19 protein-coding genes and 1 pseudogene are annotated in these 19230 nt (G+C 66.8%); 7 read left to right on the top strand and 13 right to left on the bottom strand.

The genetic code is table 11. The features are described 5' to 3' along the window. Nucleotides 1–27 precede the first annotated feature (27 nt). The 3 genes from A5752_RS01715 to A5752_RS01705 form a co-directional block, all read right to left on the bottom strand. Complete coding sequence (locus A5752_RS01715; RefSeq protein ID WP_067081068.1) at nucleotides 28–729, bottom strand: SDR family NAD(P)-dependent oxidoreductase; 702 nt, start codon at nucleotides 727–729, stop codon at nucleotides 28–30. Nucleotides 730–767: 38 nt separating this feature from the next. Next, nucleotides 768–1343 carry a TetR/AcrR family transcriptional regulator gene (locus A5752_RS01710; RefSeq protein WP_067081066.1) on the bottom strand — a complete coding sequence of 192 codons (576 nt, stop codon included), beginning with the start codon at nucleotides 1341–1343 and terminating at the stop codon, nucleotides 768–770. An 85-nt stretch (nucleotides 1344–1428) separates the two neighbouring features. Then, nucleotides 1429–2043, bottom strand: a complete 615-nt coding sequence (locus A5752_RS01705; RefSeq protein ID WP_067081063.1) for a class I SAM-dependent methyltransferase — start codon at nucleotides 2041–2043, stop codon at nucleotides 1429–1431. Between the two features lie 100 nt (nucleotides 2044–2143). Between A5752_RS01705 and A5752_RS01700 the strand changes: the two genes are divergently transcribed. Together A5752_RS01700 and A5752_RS01695 are read left to right on the top strand one after the other, a co-directional pair. Continuing rightward, the gene (locus A5752_RS01700) at nucleotides 2144–3022 is read left to right on the top strand and encodes an alpha/beta fold hydrolase (protein ID WP_067081059.1); all 879 of its coding nucleotides are present in this window, start codon (nucleotides 2144–2146) and stop codon (nucleotides 3020–3022) included. Between the two features lie 91 nt (nucleotides 3023–3113). Continuing rightward, a complete protein-coding gene (locus tag A5752_RS01695) occupies nucleotides 3114–4586 on the top strand; it encodes an MFS transporter (protein ID WP_067081056.1) in 1473 nt (490 codons plus the stop codon). Between the two features lie 10 nt (nucleotides 4587–4596). Here A5752_RS01695 and A5752_RS01690 read toward each other — a convergent pair whose 3' ends face one another. Then, nucleotides 4597–5025, bottom strand: coding sequence for a type II toxin-antitoxin system Rv0910 family toxin (locus A5752_RS01690; protein WP_067081053.1), 429 nt, complete (start codon nucleotides 5023–5025; stop codon nucleotides 4597–4599). A gap of 287 nt (nucleotides 5026–5312) precedes the next feature. Between A5752_RS01690 and A5752_RS01685 the strand changes: the two genes are divergently transcribed. The 4 genes from A5752_RS01685 (at nucleotide 5313) to A5752_RS01670 (ending at nucleotide 9497) form a co-directional block, all read left to right on the top strand. Further along, the gene (locus tag A5752_RS01685) at nucleotides 5313–6509 is read left to right on the top strand and encodes an ABC transporter ATP-binding protein (protein ID WP_197500521.1); all 1197 of its coding nucleotides are present in this window, start codon (nucleotides 5313–5315) and stop codon (nucleotides 6507–6509) included. A gap of 88 nt (nucleotides 6510–6597) precedes the next feature. Beyond that, nucleotides 6598–7776, top strand: a complete 1179-nt coding sequence (locus tag A5752_RS01680) for a polyamine ABC transporter substrate-binding protein (protein WP_067081050.1) — start codon at nucleotides 6598–6600, stop codon at nucleotides 7774–7776. A 3-nt stretch (nucleotides 7777–7779) separates the two neighbouring features. After that, entirely contained in the window at nucleotides 7780–8655 is an 876-nt protein-coding gene (locus A5752_RS01675; RefSeq protein WP_067081047.1) for an ABC transporter permease, read from the top strand. Further along, the gene (locus A5752_RS01670) at nucleotides 8652–9497 is read left to right on the top strand and encodes an ABC transporter permease (RefSeq protein WP_067081044.1); all 846 of its coding nucleotides are present in this window, start codon (nucleotides 8652–8654) and stop codon (nucleotides 9495–9497) included. The genes A5752_RS01675 and A5752_RS01670 overlap by 4 nt, the downstream gene beginning before the upstream one ends. Here the strand turns inward: A5752_RS01670 and A5752_RS01665 are convergent, their stop codons facing one another. Both A5752_RS01665 and A5752_RS01660 read right to left on the bottom strand, forming a co-directional pair. Then, complete coding sequence (locus A5752_RS01665) at nucleotides 9498–10364, bottom strand: EamA family transporter (protein ID WP_067081040.1); 867 nt, start codon at nucleotides 10362–10364, stop codon at nucleotides 9498–9500. It abuts the gene before it with no gap. A gap of 57 nt (nucleotides 10365–10421) precedes the next feature. Next, nucleotides 10422–10844, bottom strand: coding sequence for a hypothetical protein (locus tag A5752_RS01660; protein ID WP_067081037.1), 423 nt, complete (start codon nucleotides 10842–10844; stop codon nucleotides 10422–10424). 181 nt (nucleotides 10845–11025) lie between these two features. On the opposite strand from A5752_RS01660, the gene A5752_RS01655 reads away from it, so the two are divergent. Next, a complete protein-coding gene (locus A5752_RS01655; protein WP_067081245.1) occupies nucleotides 11026–11538 on the top strand; it encodes an Rv2253/PknI dimerization domain-containing protein in 513 nt (170 codons plus the stop codon). Nucleotides 11539–11543: 5 nt separating this feature from the next. Here the strand turns inward: A5752_RS01655 and A5752_RS01650 are convergent, their stop codons facing one another. The 7 genes and pseudogenes from A5752_RS01650 to A5752_RS27345 form a co-directional block, all read right to left on the bottom strand. Further along, nucleotides 11544–13091 (bottom strand): MCE family protein, encoded by a 1548-nt coding sequence (locus A5752_RS01650; protein WP_067081035.1) that lies wholly within the window; start codon nucleotides 13089–13091, stop codon nucleotides 11544–11546. Next, nucleotides 13091–14335, bottom strand: coding sequence for an MCE family protein (locus tag A5752_RS01645; RefSeq protein ID WP_502686607.1), 1245 nt, complete (start codon nucleotides 14333–14335; stop codon nucleotides 13091–13093). The genes A5752_RS01650 and A5752_RS01645 overlap by 1 nt, the downstream gene beginning before the upstream one ends. Beyond that, entirely contained in the window at nucleotides 14335–15783 is a 1449-nt protein-coding gene (locus A5752_RS01640; protein WP_067081029.1) for an MCE family protein, read from the bottom strand. The genes A5752_RS01645 and A5752_RS01640 overlap by 1 nt, the downstream gene beginning before the upstream one ends. Further along, nucleotides 15780–16862: an MCE family protein gene (locus tag A5752_RS01635; RefSeq protein ID WP_067081240.1), complete on the bottom strand. Its 1083-nt coding sequence runs from the start codon at nucleotides 16860–16862 to the stop codon at nucleotides 15780–15782. The genes A5752_RS01640 and A5752_RS01635 overlap by 4 nt, the downstream gene beginning before the upstream one ends. Further along, complete coding sequence (locus A5752_RS01630) at nucleotides 16862–17884, bottom strand: MCE family protein (RefSeq protein WP_067081027.1); 1023 nt, start codon at nucleotides 17882–17884, stop codon at nucleotides 16862–16864. Before A5752_RS01630 ends, A5752_RS01635 begins: the two co-directional genes overlap by 1 nt. Beyond that, nucleotides 17881–19101, bottom strand: a complete 1221-nt coding sequence (locus A5752_RS01625; protein ID WP_082963695.1) for an MCE family protein — start codon at nucleotides 19099–19101, stop codon at nucleotides 17881–17883. The genes A5752_RS01630 and A5752_RS01625 overlap by 4 nt, the downstream gene beginning before the upstream one ends. A 7-nt stretch (nucleotides 19102–19108) precedes the next feature. Beyond that, nucleotides 19109–19230 (bottom strand): annotated as a pseudogene (locus A5752_RS27345) (ABC transporter permease); the annotation flags it as partial.

The raw sequence follows: 19230 nt of genomic DNA, 5'->3' as shown, positions 1-19230 counted from the left end.
TCGCACAGGGCTTCCGGCCCACCTCAGCTAGGTGTTGCGACCGCCGTTGACGCCGATGATCTGGCCCGTGATGTAACCGGCCTCTTCCGAAACGAGGAACGCGCACGTCGCCGCGATGTCCTCGGGTTTACCCATGCGGCGCACGGGGGTCGCATCGATCGTCGTCTGGATGTCGCCGAGGTACCCGCGCTTCTCGGCCGCACGCAACATCGGCGTGTCGATGAAACCCGGCGGCACGGCGTTCACCGTGATGCCGGCCGGCCCGTACTCGAGAGCCAACGTCTTCGTCAGTCCGTTCACCGCGGATTTCGCCGCCACATAATGCGCCATGTAGGGCGCGCCGGAATGCGTACTCGACGACGAGATGTTCACGATCCGACCCCAGCCGGCCTCCACCATGTCGGGCAGCACCGCCTGGACGCAGTGGAACACCCCGTTGAGGTTGACATCGATGACGCGTTGCCACTTCTCGAACGTGATGTCACCGAACCGCGAGAACCCGTCCAGCCCTGCGGCATTGACCAGAATCGACACCGGCCCCAACTGCCCGCGGATGCCCGAGAGCGCGGCATCAACCTGCCCGCGATCGGTGACGTCGGCGGTGAACGCGAACTCGTCGTCGTTGGGCGCCAGGTCGATGATGGCGACGTGGTAGCCGTCGGCGCGCAGACGGTCCACGATCGCACGTCCGATTCCCGAGCCGCCACCGGTGACGACAGCTGTCTTCATTCGCTTGTCCTTTCGTAACTGACTGTCGTAGAGGCTGTTTAGGTCGGCCGACGCGGCGCACGCAGCCCCAAGGTCCGTCTGCCCGCATCTTTGAGATTTTCCGCAAGCGCGCGATCGTCGAATTTCACCCACGCCGGTCCCACCGCACCGGCCATGCCCGCGAAGACCATGGCCGCGCGGATCTCGCCCGCGGGCCCCGCCTCGACGTCGGCGAGCAACCGCAGTTGCCGCGTGATCAAGTCTCGCCAGTCGCCGTCCTGCTGCAGAGCAGTGGCGACGCTGGGGTCCACCGCCAGCACGGCGACCAGCCCGCGGTTGCGCACCGCAAGATCGGCGTAACCGCTGAGCATCCGTTCGGCCCTGGCGCGGGGCGTGCGCTGCGCCTCGGCGGCGTCGACGATGAGGCGCAACTGCGCGAACATCGGCTCCAGCACCGCGCCCAGCAACTGCTCGCGAGTCCGGAAGTGGTGATAGATCGCGGCTTTCGTGAAGCCAAGCTCGTCAGCGATCATCTGCAGCGACGTACCGGCATAGCTGTGCCGGGTGAACAGATCGACGGCGACGTCGATGAGACGCTGCCGAGTGCCGCTCGGCTCGACGTCGACCACCGCCATCCTGGCTCCTTTACGATCGACAAGGAGACTACTAGCCGATCGTAAAGTTGCGTCACGCGGCCTCAGCGCCCCAGAACCCAGGAACCTACGGACGCACCGCCTGGACCGCCCACACCTTGCGTCGTCCCGCCTTGTGGCCGCCGACCGTCACGTCAGTGAAACCCGCCGAGCGGCACAGCGCTGCGAACGACTCCGCTTGCCGGCGCGTCCAGCCGTGACTGGCCAGCCCCGTCGCATCGGGTGTCGTCTGACGTTCCATGGCGAGCAGGCGACCGCCCGAGGCGAGCACTCGGTATGCCGACGCGATTCCATCGTCGACGTCCTGCCAGTGGTGCACCGTCGCCAGCGACCACAGCACCGTCGCCGAACCGTCCGGCAACGGCACCTGCTCGGCCGTCCCGGTCGCCCAGTTGATGTTCCCGCTCCGGGTGAACCTGCGCGCAAGCCGCAGCATCACCGGCGCCGGATCGACCCCCGTCGCCGCCGCGCCGCGCCGCGCCGCTTCGCGGACCGCTCCGCCGGGCCCGCACCCGATGTCGACGACCGTGTCCTCGCCCGTCACCCCTGCCAGATCCGCCGCCAAGCGCGCGCTCGCGCGGCCCATCAGCAGCAGGACCAGCCCGACGCACATGCCCATCGCGCCCGAAAAGCCGGGATGGTCCGCGTGATGGTTGACCGGCAACTCGTTCGGTGATCCCATGCATACGAGCTTGCCGCGCCGCATCGGCTCACAGTCAAGTACCAAATAGCGGCCGGCGTTTGTGGGTAGTCCGGGAGGACCATCCGGGAGGGACCCACTCATGACCGAGTTGAAGTACCTGGAACTGCACGGCGACCGCGTGGCCTACCGAGACGTCGGCGGTGGTCAGGACGTGCTCCTGCTGATCCACGGGATGGCGGGCAGCTCCGAGACCTGGCGGGCCGTCGTCCCGCAGCTCTCGCGGCGGTACCGGGTGATCGCTCCCGACCTGTTGGGCCACGGCCAGTCGGACAAGCCGCGCGGCGACTACTCGCTGGGCGCATTCGCGGTGTGGCTGCGCGACCTCCTCGACGAGTTGGGAGTGTCTCGCGCCACGATCGTCGGCCAGTCGCTCGGCGGCGGTGTCGCCATGCAGTTCGTGTACCAACATCCCGACTACTGCCAGCGGCTCGTCCTGATCAGCAGCGGCGGCCTCGGGCCCGACGTCGGGCTGACACTTCGACTCTTGTCGGCACCCGGAGCCGAGTTCATCCTGCCCGCCATCGCCCCGCCACCCGTTCTCAAGGTCGGCAACACACTACGCGGCTGGTTCCGGTCGGCCGGCATCCAGTCGCCCCGCGGGGCCGAAATGTGGAGTGCCTATTCGTCATTGGCGGACCGCCAAACCCGCCAGGCGTTCCTGCGCACGCTGCGGTCGGTCGTCGACTATCGCGGCCAGGCGGTCAGCGCGTTGAACCGCCTGCACGTGACCACCGAGCTGCCGGTCATGGCGATCTGGGGCGACGAGGACCGCATCATCCCCGTCGCCCACGCGTACGCGGCACTCGAGGCGCGGCCGGAATGCCGGCTCGAAGTGCTCGAGGGCGTCGGGCACTTCGCCCATGTCGAGCGACCATCCGACGTCGTGGACCTCATCGACGACTTCATCAACACGACCGGTCGACCGGCCGAGCAACCGGTCACCCATCCCGATCCCTAGCGGCTCGACGGTTCGCACCACCTGATGCGGTCAGCGACAGGAGGACGGACATAATCGACGAAACGGAGGTTGTCTAAGGATCGGAGTGGCTGTGGTCGAGACCAGCGCGTCGCAGTCGCCCGTGATCGGTCGCGAGCGCTCCCCCGGCCTGCTCATCGCCGGGTTGTCCGTCGTCGTCCTCACCGTCGCCGTCCTGCAGACCGCCGTCGTTCCGGTGCTCGGCATCATCGCCGACCAACTCCACGCCTCGATCGTCGGCGTGAGTTGGGCGGTCACCGCCAACCTGCTCGCCGCGGTCGCGGCCACGCCGCTGCTCGGCCGCCTCGCCGACCTCCACAGCAAGCACCGGGTGCTGCTCGGCGTGCTCGTCGTCGTGCTGGCCGGATCGTTGATAGCGGCCCTCACGTCGTCGCTGCAATTGCTGATCATCGCCCGCGTGCTCCAGGCCGCCTCCTACGCGCTCTACCCCATCAGCATCGCGATCCTGCGCGAGGAGCTGTCCGAGGAGCGCCTGATGTCGGCGATGGCCGTGCTGTCCGGGACGCTGGGTTTCGGCGGCGGGACCGGACTCGTCGTGGTGGGGCTGTTGATGAACGGGGACGCCGGCTATCACCGCGTCTTCTGGCTGACGACGGCGTTCACCGTCGGCGTGATCGCCATCGTGCTGTTCGTGGTGCCTCGACGACCGCACGACGTCGCCGGATCGATCGACTGGCTCGGCGCGACCGGGTTGGCGGTGGGGTTGTCGGCCCTCCTGCTCGCGATCACGCAAGGCCAGACGTGGGGATGGGTATCGCCCGCGACCCTCGGCTGCATCCTCGGCGGTGTGGCGGTGCTGGCCGGCTGGTGGTGGTGGGAGCGCCACACCCGTCGCCCGCTGGTGTCGACGGCAATGCTCACCCGCCGACCGATCCTGCTCACCAACATCGCGACCATCTTCGTCGGCATGGGCCTGTACTTCGCGTTCCTCGGGTTGACGCTCTTCGTCCAAATCCCGCGTGAGGCAGCCGGTTACGGCTTCGGTGCGACGGTGCTGGAAGCGAGCGTGGTGTATCTGCTGCCGGGCGCGTTCACGGGCTTCGTCGTCGCGCTGATCAGCGGGCGGTTCATCGACCGGTTCGGCGCCCGGCCGGTGCTCGTGGTCGCGGCGCTCGCCGGTATCGCCGGATTCCTGTTCATCGCGTTGGTGCACTCGTACACCTGGCAGATCATCGTCGCGAGCATCCTCGCCAACGCCTACATCAGCCTCGGTTACGGCGCCCTGCCGGCCCTCGTCGTCAGCGAGGTCGACGCCGGCGAGACGGGCGTGGCCACGAGCATGAACGCGATCGCGCGCACGATCGGCAGTTCGATCGCGGCGGCCGTGGTCGCCATGCTGCTCAGCCGGTCGGTGCCGGGAGCGGGGGTGCCGATGGAGAGCAGCTTCCTCGCGATCTTCCTCGGCGGCGCGATCACCTCGACGCTCGCGCTGGTGTTGATCGCCGTGTCGCGTCCATCGTCGCGGTCAGCGGATTCCGCGGAGGCACGCTACGAAACGCGTGCCATGAACCACGAGTGGGGCTGAGAACGCTCGGTCAGCGCAGCGAGGCGAGGTTGGACACCGACTTGCGCACGTCGGATTCAATCACCTTGGCCACCAGGTTGCCGACCCGCGTGTTCAGCAGCCCGCCGGACAGATCGGCGACCACCTGAAACGTCGACCCCGGTTGGTCGTCGCGGACGCAGAGCGTCAACCCGATGCGGATACCCGGCCTGCCCCTGCCGACCATCTCCACCACCTTCGGCTCGTCGTAGCGCTTGACCTGCCAGTGGATGGTGTTGCGGAATCCCTTGACCTTGATCAGCGACGACACGCAGGTGCCGACCTCGATGTTGTCGGGCACCTCGCTGCGCCACCCGCCGAAGATCGTCAGCCACTCGTCGAACCGGCTCAGGTCCGAAGCCAACTCCCACGCCTTGTGGGGGCTGAGATCCGACGAAACCGACACGTCCACTGATGCCATGCCTAGACCCTTACCCGGCGAAGCCGGGCAGGTAAACGGCGGTTCTGCCGAAACGGCGCAGTTCCGGCTGGAAAACTGACCGCAGAAACCGGTTCAGCGTCGGCGCCGGGTGCGGTAGCCGGCCAGATATCCGACTGCTCGGACACAGCGAATTTGGTGCCCGGGATCACACCAGACAAAGGATTCCATTGTGGATATGTAAATTCCGTGCGGAATCGCTTGCGAAGGACCGCTTGATCCGCGATTGTTTACCCACAGCTGGGGGGCAGCCTGTAGGAGGATCCGCACTGACCGGCTCACACACCACCGCCGTCGACCAATCTTCGGGGCACAACGAGGCGACCCGCCCGAGTGGGGCCCCGGTCATCGAGATCGACCACGTCACGAAACGCTTCGGTGACTATGTCGCGGTCGCCGAGGCGGACTTCTCGATCGCCTCGGGTGAATTCTTCTCGATGCTGGGTCCGTCCGGCTGCGGTAAGACCACGACTCTGCGCATGATCGCGGGGTTCGAAAGCCCGACCGCCGGCGCGATCCGGCTCGAGGGCGTCGACGTTTCGAAGGTCCCGCCGCACAAACGCAACGTCAATACGGTGTTCCAGCACTACGCCCTGTTTCCGCACATGTCGGTGTGGGACAACGTGGCCTACGGACCGCGCAGCAAGAAGCTGGCCAAGGGTGAGATCCGCAAGCGGGTCGACGAACTCCTCGAGATCGTCCGGTTGACCGACTTCGCCGACCGTCGCCCCGGCCAATTGTCCGGAGGGCAGCAACAACGCGTCGCGCTGGCCCGCGCACTGGTGAACTACCCCAGCGCGCTGCTGCTCGACGAACCGCTCGGCGCCCTCGACCTCAAGTTGCGCCAGGTGATGCAGTTCGAGCTCAAGCGCATCCAGCGCGAGGTGGGGATCACGTTCATCTACGTGACCCACGACCAGGAGGAAGCGCTGACGATGAGTGACCGCATCGCGGTCATGAACGCCGGCAACGTCGACCAGATCGGTACACCCACCGAGATCTACGACCGGCCCGCCACCGTGTTCGTCGCGAGCTTCATCGGGCAGGCCAACCTGTGGGCGGGTCGCCAGACCGGCCGGGCCAACCGCGATTACGTGGAGATCGAAGTGCTGGGCTCGACGCTCAAGGCGCGTCCGGGCGAGACCACGATCGAACCCGGCGGCCACGCGACGCTGATGGTGCGCCCGGAACGGATCCGGGTGTGCATGGACGCCCCCACCGGCGACTTCGCCGGTGTGCCTGCGACGGTGACCGACCTGACCTTCCAGGGTCCGGTGGTGCGGCTGTCGCTGGCCGCGCCGGACGATTCGACGATCGTCGCCCACATCGGTCCCGAGGAGGATCTGCCGATGCTGCGCCCCGGCGACGACGTTCATGTCTGCTGGACGCCGGACGCCTCGCTCGTGCTGCCGGCCGCCGACATCCCGACTGCCGAGGATCTCGAGGAGATGCTCGACGATTCCTGATCGTCATGTGGCGCACCGACACCGCCGCGAGCGGCGCCCTCGAAAGCTGTCGGCCCCTCCCCTCCCTCCGACGAAAGGCACAGTCGCCATGCCCTACGAGATGGACCCCCGCCTCGCCCGCTTCGCCACCAACCGCACGTCGCGCCGCCGCTTCATCGGCGGCGGCGCCGCCGCGGCCGCCGCAATGGTTCTCGGCCCGTCGTTCCTCGCGGCCTGCGCTTCGGACAGCGGCACATCCGGGACCACCACGGCCGAAGGTGGACCCGCGAGCGGCACCCTGCGGATCTCGAACTGGCCGCTGTACATGGCCGACGGGTTCATCGCCGCGTTCCAGCAGGCGTCGGGAATCACCGTCGACTACAAGGAAGACTTCAACGACAACGAGGAATGGTTCGCCAAGGTCAAGGAACCGTTGTCGCGCAAGCAGGACATCGGCACCGACCTCGTGGTGCCCACCGCGTTCATGGCGTCCCAGATCCGATCGCTCAACTGGGTCAACGACTTCAGCGAGAATGGCATCCCGAACAAGAAGAACCTGCGCCCCGATCTGCTCGACGCGCAGATGGACCCGGGCCGCAAGTGGAGCGCCCCGTACATGACCGGCATGGTCGGCCTCGCGTTCAACCGCGCGGCCACCGGTCGCGACATCACCAAGATCGACGACCTGTGGGATCCGGCGTTCAAGGGTCGCGTCAGCTTGCTCTCCGACTTCCAGGACGGCTTGGGCATGATCATGCAGTCGCAGGGCGGCGACCCGGCGTCGCCCAACACCGAAACGGTGCGGAAGGCGGTCGATCTGGTCCGCGAACAGAACGACAAGGGACAGATCCGCCGATTCACCGGGAACGACTACGCCGACGACCTGGCGGCAGGCAATGTCGTGATCGCGCAGGCCTATTCGGGCGATGTCGTGCAGCTGCAGGCCGACAATCCAGACCTTCAGTTCGTCGTACCGGAGTCCGGTGGCACCGACTTCCTCGACACCATGGTGATCCCGTACACGACGCAGAACCAGAAGGCCGCCGAGGCGTGGATCGATTACGTCTACGACCGGGCCAACTACGCCAAGCTCATCGCGTTCACGCAATTCGTGCCGGTGCTCTCGGACATGACCGCCGAGCTCGACCAGATCGACCCCAACCTCGCCAAGAACGAGCTGATCAATCCTCCGCAGTCCACCCTCGACCGCGTCAAGGCGTGGGCTCCGCTCAAGGACGAGCAGAAGCAGGAGTACGCCTCGATGTACGCCGAAATCACCGGCGGTTGATGAATGGCAGGCGTCGCCAGTAGCGGCCGGCAACGCAGCAGGATCGCCCCGTATCTGATGATCCTGCCCGCGATGGTGTACCTCGCGGTGTTCTTCGTCGTTCCGTTCGTCTCCCTGGCGCGGATGTCACTGTCGACGACGAGCGGGTCGATTTTCCTTCCCACTCTGACGTTTTCGTGGGACTTCGCGAACTACGGTGAGGCGTTCAGCAAGTATCACGAACAGATACTGCGGTCGTTCGGCTACGCCACCACAGCGACGGTGCTGTGCATCCTTCTGTCGTTCCCGTTGGCGTACGTCATCGCTTTCAAGGCAGGCCGGTTCAAGAACCTGCTCCTGGGCCTGGTGATCCTGCCGTTCTTCGTGACGTTCCTGATCCGCACCATCGCGTGGAAAACCATTCTCGCCGACAACGGTTGGGTGGTCGACGCGCTGGACGCCATCGGGCTGCTGCCCGCCGACGGACGGTTGCTGTCGACCAGCTGGGCCGTCATCGGCGGGCTCACCTACAACTGGATCATCTTCATGATCCTGCCGCTGTACGTCAGCCTGGAGAAGATCGACCCGCGGTTGATCGAAGCCAGCAAGGACCTCTACTCGTCGAACACCCGCAGCTTCACCAAAGTCATCCTGCCGCTGTCACTTCCGGGCCTGCTGGCCGGCAGCCTGCTGGTCTTCATCCCGGCTGCGGGCGACTTCATCAACGCCGAATACCTTGGCAGCACGCAGACAACGATGATCGGCAACGTGATCCAGCAGCAGTTCCTGGTCGTCAAGGACTATCCCGCCGCGGCGGCGCTGAGCATGGTGCTGATGGGCATCATCCTGGTCGGCGTCCTGCTCTACACGCGGGCTTTGGGCACGGAGGAACTCGTATGACCGTGCAGGCGATGGAAGCCGCGACGAACCCGGCCCCGGCGAGTCGGGTGAAGGGCTCGCCGAAGTGGGGCGACTGGCTGCTGCGGATCGTCGCGGGCCTGGTGCTGCTGTATCTGTTCCTGCCCATCTTCGTGATCGTGCTGTTCTCGTTCAACGATCCGAAGGGCAAGTTCAACTACAGCTGGCAGGGCTTCACCCTGGAAAACTGGGCCGATCCGTTCAAGTACCCGGCGCTGACCGAGGCCCTGAAGCTGAGCATCAACGTCGCGGCGGTCTCCACTGCCATCGCGTTGGTGCTGGGCACACTGGTGGCCATAGCCCTTGTGCGCCAACGGTGGCGGGGACAGCGCGCGGTCGACACGTTCCTCGTTCTGCCGCTGACGGCGCCCGAGGTGGTCATGGGCGCCGCGCTGCTGGTGTTGTTCCTCGACCTGGGCTGGGCCACCGGCTATACGACGATCGTGTTGGCCCACATCGCGTTCGAGGTCAGCTTCATCGCGATGACCGTGCGCGCGCGGGTGCGCGGTTTCGACTGGACGCTCGAGGATGCGTCGATGGATCTGGGCGCCAGCCCCACACGCACGTTCTTCCGGGTGACGCTTCCGTTGATCGTTCCGGGGATCGTCGCGGCGGGCATGCTGTCGTTCGCGTTGTCGCTCGACGACTTCATCATCACCTACTTCGTCAGCGGTTCGACGGTGACGTATCCGCTGTATGTCAACGCCGCGGTCAAAGCCGCGGTGCCGCCGCAGATCAACGTCCTCGCGACGGCGATCCTGGTGATCAGCCTCATCCTGCTGGCCCTCGGCACGCTCTACCGGCGCAAGCGGATCGACGTCTAGCTACACACCGACCTCGGCCGGCACCGCGGGCTGGCGCGCGCCGCTGCGGGCGGCACCGATCCCGGCGGCCACGACGAAGCACATGCCCAGCACGCCGAGCGCCGCGGGCACCTGACGCAGGATGACGAGGCCGACGCCCATCGCGAAGCCCGGTTCGAGCGCCATCAGCGTGCCGAACGCCGCGGTGGTGAGCCGTCGCAACGCCAGCAACTCCAACGCGAACGGCACGACGGGCAACAGGATCGCCAGGCCCAGCCCGATCAGCAGGATGTCGACCGAGAGGCGCGGCAACACGAGGTGCCCGACGGCCAGCGTGGCCACGATGCCCGCAACCGGCATCGACACGGCGAGCCCGTTCATGCCCGACACCTCGTCCCCCACCCGCTGGGTCAGCAGGATGTAGCCGGCCCAGCAGACCGCGGAGGCCAGCGCGAACAGCACGCCGACACCGTCGACGTGCCCCGCCCACGGCTGAGTGAGCAGGATGACCCCAACGGCGGCGAAGCCCGGCCAGAGCACGCGACCGCGCCCCGTACCGTGCACCACCGCCACACCCAACGGGCCGAGGAATTCGATCGCGCTGGCGGTGCCCAACGGGATGCGGGCCAGTGCGGCCATGAAGAGCAGGGTGATGCCCGCGGTCACCACTCCGAGCACCACACACATCCGAAAGCTCGCCCAGGTGAAGGCTTTTGGGCGCGGCCGGACGATCAGGAGCATGAGCACACCCGCCCAGGCCAGGCGCAGCCACGCCGCTCCTTCGGCGCCGATGCGGTCGATCAGCGTGACGGCGATCGCCGCGCCGGTCTGCACACACAGCATCGACGCGACCGCCATCAGAGCGCCGGTGCGTGCGTGGCCCGTCATTAGTGCATTGAACGGGATGCCGACCGGATCCGTCCACGGGATTTCCGTGGCTGCAAGCTAAAGGCGAGCGAGGCTGAACGGGTAGGTGAAGGTCCCGCCCGGCGCACCGTCGCAGCCGGTCGCGAACGACGATTCGAGGGTGCCCGACCGAGTCGCCGCATCCCACGAATAGACATCCCGGGTCGGGATCACCGGACCGTAGTAGACGTTGCCGCACCGCAGTCCGTCCGGAACGTCGACGGTCAGCGTGTACCGGCCATCGACGAGGTGTGCATCACCGCGGTAGGCAAACGCTTTCGCGATGGGCTGCGGGGTCGCCTGGATGTGCACGCAGTCGCCGGGGCAGCGCGAGATGGCCCACAGCCACGTGTGGAAGTCGTAGCGCCCGTCGATCACGAGATGGAAGTTGCCGTAGACGGTCTCGGCGCGGGCTGGCCCCGGGGCGAACAACGCCGCGACGGCCAGCGTCACACCGATCAATGCGGAGGCGACGGAACGGCGTCGGACAGGCACAGTGTCCTTGATACGTCATGTCGACGACGACCGACGGCGGTGGTGCCGCTCAGCGGGATCACCTGTTCCACTGAGCGGACGCGGATCGTCCTGCGCGCCGGAACCGGCCTAGGTTGATCATTCGTCACGATCGGTGAAGGAGACGGCGATGCGGATGACCGGTGTCGCGGTGGGTGTCGTCGCTGCCGCCGTGACGGGCATCGGCTTGACCGGTGCAGCCCAGGCCACCGACAACGAGTGGGGCCTCAACGGCCGCTACACCGCCACCTCGAACGGCGAATACGCCAAGACCAACGACAGGTTCCGCGACGAGGCCAGCCTGCGCAGCACCTGGACCATCACCACGACGTGCAGCTATCCGACCGAGTGCACCGGCACGGTCGTCAGCGACTTCGGTTGGACCGCCCCGATCTACAAGACGGGTGGCGTCTGGTACGTCAAGCACACGGTGGAGGACTGGATTCCGTGTCCCGATGGCACGGCGGCCCCCGGTCTTCAGGTGTTCCGGTTCGTCCCCGTCAATGAGGACGGCAGCCTGACCGACCCCGCATCGACGACGCTGGCGGGCGAAGACCAGACCACCGGCCCCAGCGGCGCGTGCGGCGTCAGCAAGCCGGTCTTCATCAACATGCCGTTCAAGCTCGTCAAGAACGACGCCTGACCCGCTTACCCATTCGGGACGAGTAGGTCCTGCCACGACTTCGGGCCCGCCGGCGCCGCCAGGTCGGCTTGCCGGAACACCTGTCCGTCCGGCGTCGCGTACTGACCCGTCTGCGGATCGTAGGGGGCGAAGGCGACGGACGGGCCACCCGAGCTCGAGGAACTCGGGGCCGTGGCGGGAGCTGCACCGCCGGGCGGCGGCGGTGGCGGTGACGGTGACGCAGCTTCGCCTGGTTGGGCGGGCGGCATCGGCGTGCCTTGCACCGGACCGTAGATCCGCTCTTCGAAGTCGACGCGGTCGTCGGGTGCGAAGCCCTGGGCGATCAGGTTCGGATCGATCGGGTACGCGCCCAGCGGATGCTGGCGCATCGCCAGCGGCTCGAACGGCTTGTCGCTCTGGCACATTTCGGCGGTCGGCGCGCGCTTGCCCGGATGCGCCAGGCACGGATAGTTGCGCGCCCCGCGCACCCCGATGGGCGAATCCTGCGGCAGTTTGCAGTACAGGCCGTCGGGCGTGTCGACGATCGTCTCGTCCTCGGGTGAGCGCCACTGGTTCGGCGGTAGGAACCCGACCGTGCACGCGGGCGGGTCGCTGATCACCAGCGTGAAATCGCCCATCGCCATGCCGGTGGGGTTGTTGCGCGCAACGCCGACGGTCTGCGTGGCCGCCACATACGGCGGAAACAGCACCAGAAGTTGTTCCAGCGCGGCGTGATACGTCACGCCGACCTCGCCGACCGACGTCAGGTTGGCCAACAGCACGGGGAGGGTCGCCTTGACGTCGTTGAACAACCGCGAGGCCTCGTCGGCCGCGCCGGGACCGACCTCGAGAATCGTGCGCACCTGCGCGTCATCGGCCTGGAGTTGACCGGTGATGCCCGCCACGCTGCGCGCCCAGCTGCGGATGGCGTCGGCCGATTGCGCCTGGCCGTCCAGCAGCGGACGGCTGTCGTCGATCAACGCCCGTGTCTTGTCGGCGATCGCGTTGCCGTCACCGACGATCTTCGCCGACGAGTCGATCAGTGAGCCGAAGTCGTATCCGGCCCCGTCGAATGCCTTGAACGACTCGTCGAGCAGACCGCTGATCTTGTCCTTCGGAATGCTGTCGATCAGGGCGCTGACCTGATCGAGCATCGGGCCGACGGCTTGCGGTACCGAGGTCTTCTCCCGGGGGATCACCGAGCCGTCCTGCAGGAACGGTCCGTGCGTGTCGTCGGGCACCAGGTCGACGTACTGTTCCCCGACGGCAGACACGCTGCGCACGGCGGCGCGGGTGTCGGCCGGAACCTTCGGTGAGGTGTTCAGCGACAGCGTCGCGACGGCCCCCTCGCGGGTGGCGCGCACGTCGAGGACCTTGCCCATCTGGACACCGCGATAGGTCACGTTCGAGAACCGGTAAAGGCCACCGGTGCCGGGCAGTTCGAGCTGCACCGTGATGCGGCCGATGCCCAGCAGCGTCGGCACCTGCATGTAACCGAACACCATCAACGCGATGCCGATCACCGAGGCGATGGTGAAGATGATGAGCTGATTGCGGACGAAGCGCGTCAACATCAGTTGCCGCCTCCCCCGGCAACACCCGCGCCGTCCGCCGCGAGGCCGGATCCATGGTCGACGACGACCGCGGCCGAATCATCTGAGCCGTCGGCGCTTTCGACGAGCGGTGGTGGCTCGGCGACCTCGGTTGGCGCCGGTGTGATCGGCGCGTTCAACGGGTCCAGGGTGTAGGTCAGGTACCAGGGATCGCCCGGCGCGGGCACCATCGGCGCGCCCTCCTGCCCCCAGCGGGTGCCGAGGAACAACCCCCGCTTGAGCCGCGGAATGGTGAAGTCGAAGATGATGAACTGGTTCATGTAGTCGCCGCGGATCGCACGGTCGATGAAGCTCTGCGTGTAGGGGAACGTCGGCGCGTAGGCCAGGACGGTGCCCAGGTTCGGGCCGACGTCGGCGAGCGCGCGCAACGTCGGTTCGAGGTTGGCGAGGTTGCGCACGATGTCGTCTTTCGTGTCGTTGATCAGTCCGGTGGCCGTGTCGCTGAATCGTCCCAGGCGCTCGAGCGCCTCGGTGATGCGCGGCCGTTCCTTGATCAGCACATCGAGAGCGGGCGGAATGCGTTGCAGCCCAGCCGTGATGACGTCCCGTTCGGCGGCGAACGTGCTCGACATCCGGTCCATCGCGGCGATGGAGGCGTTGATGTCATCGCGTTGGGTGTCGAGCATCCCGATGAAATCGTTCAGGCGGACCAGCAGGTCCCTGATCTGGTCCTCGCGTCCGTTCAGTGCGGCGTTGAACTCACGGACGATGTCACCCATCTGCCCGAGGCCGCCGCCGTTGACCACGACCGACAGCGACGACAGCGTCTGTTCGGTGGACGGGTACGTCGATGACCTGTCGAGTCCGATGGTCGACCCGGCTTCCAGCGCGCCGCTGGGTGCCTGCCCCAGGGGCGGGTCGAGCGCCAGGTGCATCGAGCCGAGCAGGCTGGTCTGTCCCACGGTCGCCACCGCGTTCGCGGGTATCACGACGTCGGGCCGCACCGACACCTCGATGTCGGCGTGCCAGTTCGTCACCTTCATCCTGCCGATGCTGCCGACGACCACGTCACCGAGGAGGACCGGTGAATTGGGTTCCAGCGAACCAACATTCGCGACCTGGACGTGATACACGGCGGCGCCCTCACCCCGGCCCACCGTGCCCGGCAGCGGCAGCGAGTTCACGCCTTCGAACGTGCACCCGGTCACCGCGAGGGCGACGCAGCACGCCATGACTACGAGGCGGCGGATCGAGCGGGCACTCATCATGACGGCCCCATCGGGGTCGCGGGCGGTGCCGGCGCCTCGGCAGGCAGCAACATGTCCTCGAGCGTCGTCGGCTGCGAGACCGTCGTCGGCGGGCCCGGCGGGATCGGCGCGCCCGGATACAGGGCGGGTTGGGGTGCGGCCGGCAGCCCGTTCGGGGCGTAGGCGCCGGGCGGACCGGGCGCGGTGGCCCACCCCGCGGGCGGCGGCACATCACCGGCGCCGGTGTACGCCGACACCGCCGGTGGGGCCTCAGGAGGTTGCGGAGCCCCGCCGGCTCCCCCGGGTGCCAGCGCAGGATCCGAATAGATCAGGTTGCCCGGGCTCGGCGACTTCTGCAGGTAGGCGTTGAACGGCATCGGCAGATAGTTGAAGTTGAGCAATCGCAGTGCCGGACCGAGGTATTCGGCGCACGCCTTCGACGCCTCGGGCGCCGTGGCGTTCTTCACCGCGGCGATCGACGAGCACACCAGCTGCACCGGGTTGGCGAAGTTCGCCAATGCGAAGCCGCCGATCATGGTGCCGGTGTCGGGGTTGTAGATGTTGTATCCGTTGCCGATGGCGTTGGGCGCGACGTGGAGCACGTTCTCGAGGGTCAGCCGATTGTCGGCGAGGTTCTGTGTGACGGCGCCCAGGCGCTGGATCTGTTCGGCGGTCTGATCCCTGCTGCCCGCGATGAACCGCTGCACCTCGCCGACGGCTTCGGCGAGATACGTGAGTGCGGCGTCGAGATCGGACCTGCTCGAATCGATCACACTGCCCACCGTGGCGAGGCGGTCCTGGAACTGCACGATCTGGGCGTTGCTGTCGCGCAGTGCGTTGACGAAGGTCTGGAGGTTGACGATGACGTCGACGATGTCGCCGCTCCCGTCGGCGAGGATTCGGCCGACCTGCGCCAGCTGCGTGATGGTCTCGCGGAGTTTGTCGCCGTTGCCGTTCATGGCGTTGGCCGCGCTGTCGATGAAGCGGCTGACCGATGTCGTCGAGATGTCGCCGCTGGGGCCGAGTTCCGTCGCCAGCCGCGTCAGTTGCTCCTTGACCTCGTCCCACTCGACAGGCACCGCGGTCCGGTCGACGCCGATGACGGCGTTGTCGGGAAGTGTCGGGCCGCTGGTCTCGTAGGCGGGGGCGAGCTGGACATAACGGGCGGACACCAGGTTCTGCGCGACGATGACCGCTTTGGCGTCGACGGGGATCGGCACGTCCCGGTCGACAGACAGCCGCATGCGGGCCAGGGCTCCGTCGGGCTCGATCGCTTTGATCGTGCCGACCCGCACTCCCGCGACGCGCACCTCGTCGCCGGGGTAGATCGCGGTGGCGGAGGTGAAGTACGCGGTGATGGTTCTGGGGCCGAAGAACGCCTGGCGGATGACCATCGCGGTTCCTCCGACGAGCAGGCCCACCAGGACCACCAGCAGCACGGTCGACAGCGTTTTGCGGCCGATCATCGCGACCCTCCCGGAATACCGTTGTACGGGAAGGGGAATTCGGCGCGGGGCCCCGCGTTGTCCGGCGGCTGTCCGGCGTTCACGCCGCGGCGATAGCCCAGCGCATAGTCGAGGAACGGTTGCAGCGACTGCGCAGGAAGCAGGTTGCCGACGAACGCGTTGTAGTAGAACCCGTTGTTGACCGCCTCGCCCTGAGTGACTTGATATTTCGCCAGCCCGGACAGCGCCTTGGCGATGTTGTCGCGGTTACGCTCGAGCATCTCGTAGACCGCGTTGAGCTTCTGCAGCGTCGGCGCCAGTTCCTGCTCGTTGTCGTGCACCAGGCCGGTCAACTGTTGGGCGACCACCGAGGTGTTGGCGAGCAGGCTGACGATGGCGTGCCGGCGGGTCTCGAGAACACCCATCAGGTCGTTGGCGTTGAGGATCAGGGTGTTCAGCTGCTCGCTGCGCTCGGACAGCACACCGGTGACGTCGGCGGCACTCTTGAGCAGTCGGCCCAGCGACTCGTCGCGTCCGTTCAGTGAGCGCGACAACCGGCTCAGCCCGTCGAAGGTCGGTCCGAGTTGGGGCGCGATCCGGTCGATCGTGTCCGACAGCGTGTCGAGGGCCTGGTTGATCGATGCGGTGTCGGTGTCGGCCGTGTTCGCGGTGAATTCGCTGACCGCCTCGGTCAGCGAGTACGGCGACGAGGTCCTCGACACCGGGATGACGTACAGCGGCTTCACCCGGTCATCACCCGCCGGTTCCAGGGCCAGCGTGCGCTCCCCCAGCAGGGTGCCGGTGCGGATGTGCGCCGTGGTCTGCGATCCGAGGCGGACCTTTCCGTCGACGGTGAACGTCACGAGGGCCTTGCCCTTGTCCAGGGATACCTCGGACACCGAGCCGACCGTCATACCGGAGACCTTCACGTCGTTGCCCGGCGCCAGACCGCCGGCCTCGGTGAACAGTGCCTGATACCTGACGGCGGTCGCCCACGACCACAGCCGCTCGGGTTGCAGCCCCACAGCGATGATCAGGACGATGAGAACAACGCCGATGAATCCGGCTCGAATCAGCTCTGGGGCACGGTATTTCAGCATCAGGGCTCCCCGCATCTTCCGTTGTTCTGCAGGATCCATGGGAAGTGCGCGGTACGCCCCTGAAGGTCGGTGACCCTGACCGATATTCCGCACAGGTATTGGTTCAGGAAGCTGCCGTACGCGCCGAGACGCACGAGCTTCTTGTAGTTCTGCGGCGCCTTCTGCAGGGAGATGTCGAGAAGCGGTATGTCCTTCTCGAGCAGCGGAGCGACGCGGTTGAGCTGGTCGACGCTGCCGGCAAGTGGTGGCCGCGCCTGGGTCATCAGATCCGCGAGCGACGCGGTCCCGCTGTCCAGTGCGGTGATCGCCTCCCCGATCGGGTCACGGTCGGCGGCCAGGCTCGTGATCAATTTCTCGAGGCGGTCCACCGCGCCAGAGAACTTCTTCCCGTCCTTGGCGATGGTGGCCAGCACGGCGTTGAGGTTGTCGATCAGGTTCCGAACCGTCTCGCCGTTGTCGGCGATCGAGTTGGTGAAGGACGCGGTCTTGGCGAACAGCGATTCGAGGTTCCCGCCCTGCCCCTGCAGGACCTGGATCAAGGAGCGGGTCAAGGCGTTGACGTCGTCGGGGTTCAGGCCGCGGATCACGGGCTTCAGCCCACCGAGAAGGAGGTCGAGGTCCAGGGCCGGCTCGGTGCGGTCGGCGGGGATTCGTGAGCCGGGTCCGGCGACCCTCGTCGAGCCGGGTCCGTCGAGGAGTTCGAGGTAGCGATCCCCGACGAGGTTGAGGTAACGCACCGCGGCTTTGGTCCCGGTGGTGAGCACGATGTCGGAGGCGGCGTCGAAGGTGACTACGACGGTGTTGTCCGGTTGCAGGGAGACGTCGTGGACGGTGCCGACGCGGATACCCGAAACCCGCACCGAATCCCCGGGTTTGAGGTCGGAGACGTCGGTGAACACGGCGGAGTAGTCGTGTGCGGACCCGGTGCGGTACTGGCCGAAGATGGCGAACAGCGCGGCGGTCAACAGCAGCATCACCGCGCCGAAAGCGCCCAGTTTGATCGCAGTTTTGGCGCCGCTCATCCCGGTTGTCCGATCTGCGAGGAGTTGCGGGGCGGACCGTCGATCGGGCCGAACAGCGCCTGCTTGAGCGCATCGGAGTTCAGCAGGATGCCCTGGTTGCCGTACTGCGCACGGCTCGCGTCGATATCGCTGACGATGTAAGGTGCCCGGGTTTCGTATCCGACGTCGGGCAGTCCCGCGCACTGGGGCCCGCCCTTGGCCGCGACCTTGGGCAGGTTCTGCGGATAGCGGTAGCGTTCGGAGCCCAACACGAACGAGTCGAGCAGCAGCACCCCGGGGACCGGCGCGGGTGCGGCGGTGGCCAGCGGGGCCATACCTGCCAGAAGGCAATTCAGCGCCGGATGGTACTGGTTGGTCAGGTCGGTCGTCGGCACCAGAAGGTGGAAGACGTCGGTGATCGCCTTGCGGTTGCCGGCGAGCACTTCGTCGCCGATGTCGGCCAACCCGATCGTGCTGAGCAGCAGGGTGTCGAGGTCCTGCTGCTTGTCGACGATCGTGCCGCTGATACTGGTGGCGTTGTCGACGATGTTCAGCAGGTCCGGGCTGGCGTCGGCATAGGCCTCGAGAACCTGTGGCATGACCGCGATGTCGTGACTCAGATTATCCAGGCTGGGATCGATCGTCGCGAGCATTGCATCCAGATCGGACATCGTCTGCCCGAACTTCTCGCCGCGTCCGCTCAGACCCGAGGCCAGCGCCCCGAGCGTCTCGTTAAGTTTGGCGGGTTCGATGCGGTTCAAGACCGACACGAGTTGTTCGAAGACGGTGTTGATCTCGACGGTGACGTGGTCGGCGTCGAGCACCTGGCCGGCGCGCAGCACCTCCGGTGACGGGTTCGCAGGCGGAACCAGCGCAACAGATTTCGCGCCGAACACCGTCGACGACGCGATGTCGACGCGCACGTTGGCGGGGATCAGCTCCATCGCGGAGGGGTCCATTGCGAGGTGGATCGCGGCACGGCCGTCGGGCAGGGGTTCGACCGAGGCGACAGTGCCCACTTGGGCCCCGTGCAGCTTGACCCTGGCGTCGGGGTTCATCACCAGACCGGCGCGGTCGGTGATCACGGTGACCGGTTCGGTCTTCGTGAAATCGCCCCGGAAGAGCGCGACGGCGATGGCGACGATCGCGACGATCGCCAGGACGGCGACGAATCCCGCTGCCGGTCTTGCGTATTCACGCGGCTCCGCGGGGGCGGGCGTCTGCTGGTTCGTCGTCAACGTGCCACTACCCGGACAGGTTGAAGTTGCCGTTGGAACCGTAGATGGACAGCGAGACCAGCAAGGTGACCGATACGACGACCACCAGCGAGGTACGCACCGCGTTGCCCACAGCAACCCCCACACCCG

This window comes from Mycobacterium sp. 852002-51961_SCH5331710 (assembly GCF_001665535.1).
In the GTDB taxonomy this organism is placed as follows: Bacteria; Actinomycetota; Actinomycetes; order Mycobacteriales; family Mycobacteriaceae; genus Mycobacterium.
This window is presented reverse-complemented; position numbering and strand designations above follow the sequence as displayed.

What these genes read in the sequence shown, in the direction of transcription:
- A5752_RS01640 (WP_067081029.1), bottom strand. Translation starts at nt 15,783, where the DNA reads ATGATCGGCCGCAAAACGCTGTCGACCGTGCTGCTGGTGGTCCTGGTG.
- A5752_RS01690 (WP_067081053.1), bottom strand. Translation starts at nt 5,025, where the DNA reads ATGGCATCAGTGGACGTGTCGGTTTCGTCGGATCTCAGCCCCCACAAG.
- A5752_RS01670 (WP_067081044.1), top strand. Translation starts at nt 8,652, where the DNA reads ATGACCGTGCAGGCGATGGAAGCCGCGACGAACCCGGCCCCGGCGAGT.
- A5752_RS01680 (WP_067081050.1), top strand. Translation starts at nt 6,598, where the DNA reads ATGCCCTACGAGATGGACCCCCGCCTCGCCCGCTTCGCCACCAACCGC.
- A5752_RS01710 (WP_067081066.1), bottom strand. Translation starts at nt 1,343, where the DNA reads ATGGCGGTGGTCGACGTCGAGCCGAGCGGCACTCGGCAGCGTCTCATC.
- A5752_RS01665 (WP_067081040.1), bottom strand. Translation starts at nt 10,364, where the DNA reads ATGACGGGCCACGCACGCACCGGCGCTCTGATGGCGGTCGCGTCGATG.
- A5752_RS01675 (WP_067081047.1), top strand. Translation starts at nt 7,780, where the DNA reads ATGGCAGGCGTCGCCAGTAGCGGCCGGCAACGCAGCAGGATCGCCCCG.
- A5752_RS01635 (WP_067081240.1), bottom strand. Translation starts at nt 16,862, where the DNA reads ATGCTGAAATACCGTGCCCCAGAGCTGATTCGAGCCGGATTCATCGGC.
- A5752_RS01630 (WP_067081027.1), bottom strand. Translation starts at nt 17,884, where the DNA reads ATGAGCGGCGCCAAAACTGCGATCAAACTGGGCGCTTTCGGCGCGGTG.
- A5752_RS01645 (WP_502686607.1), bottom strand. Translation starts at nt 14,335, where the DNA reads ATGAGTGCCCGCTCGATCCGCCGCCTCGTAGTCATGGCGTGCTGCGTC.
- A5752_RS01700 (WP_067081059.1), top strand. Translation starts at nt 2,144, where the DNA reads ATGACCGAGTTGAAGTACCTGGAACTGCACGGCGACCGCGTGGCCTAC.
- A5752_RS01715 (WP_067081068.1), bottom strand. Translation starts at nt 729, where the DNA reads ATGAAGACAGCTGTCGTCACCGGTGGCGGCTCGGGAATCGGACGTGCG.
- A5752_RS01705 (WP_067081063.1), bottom strand. Translation starts at nt 2,043, where the DNA reads ATGGGATCACCGAACGAGTTGCCGGTCAACCATCACGCGGACCATCCC.
- A5752_RS01650 (WP_067081035.1), bottom strand. Translation starts at nt 13,091, where the DNA reads ATGTTGACGCGCTTCGTCCGCAATCAGCTCATCATCTTCACCATCGCC.
- A5752_RS01655 (WP_067081245.1), top strand. Translation starts at nt 11,026, where the DNA reads ATGCGGATGACCGGTGTCGCGGTGGGTGTCGTCGCTGCCGCCGTGACG.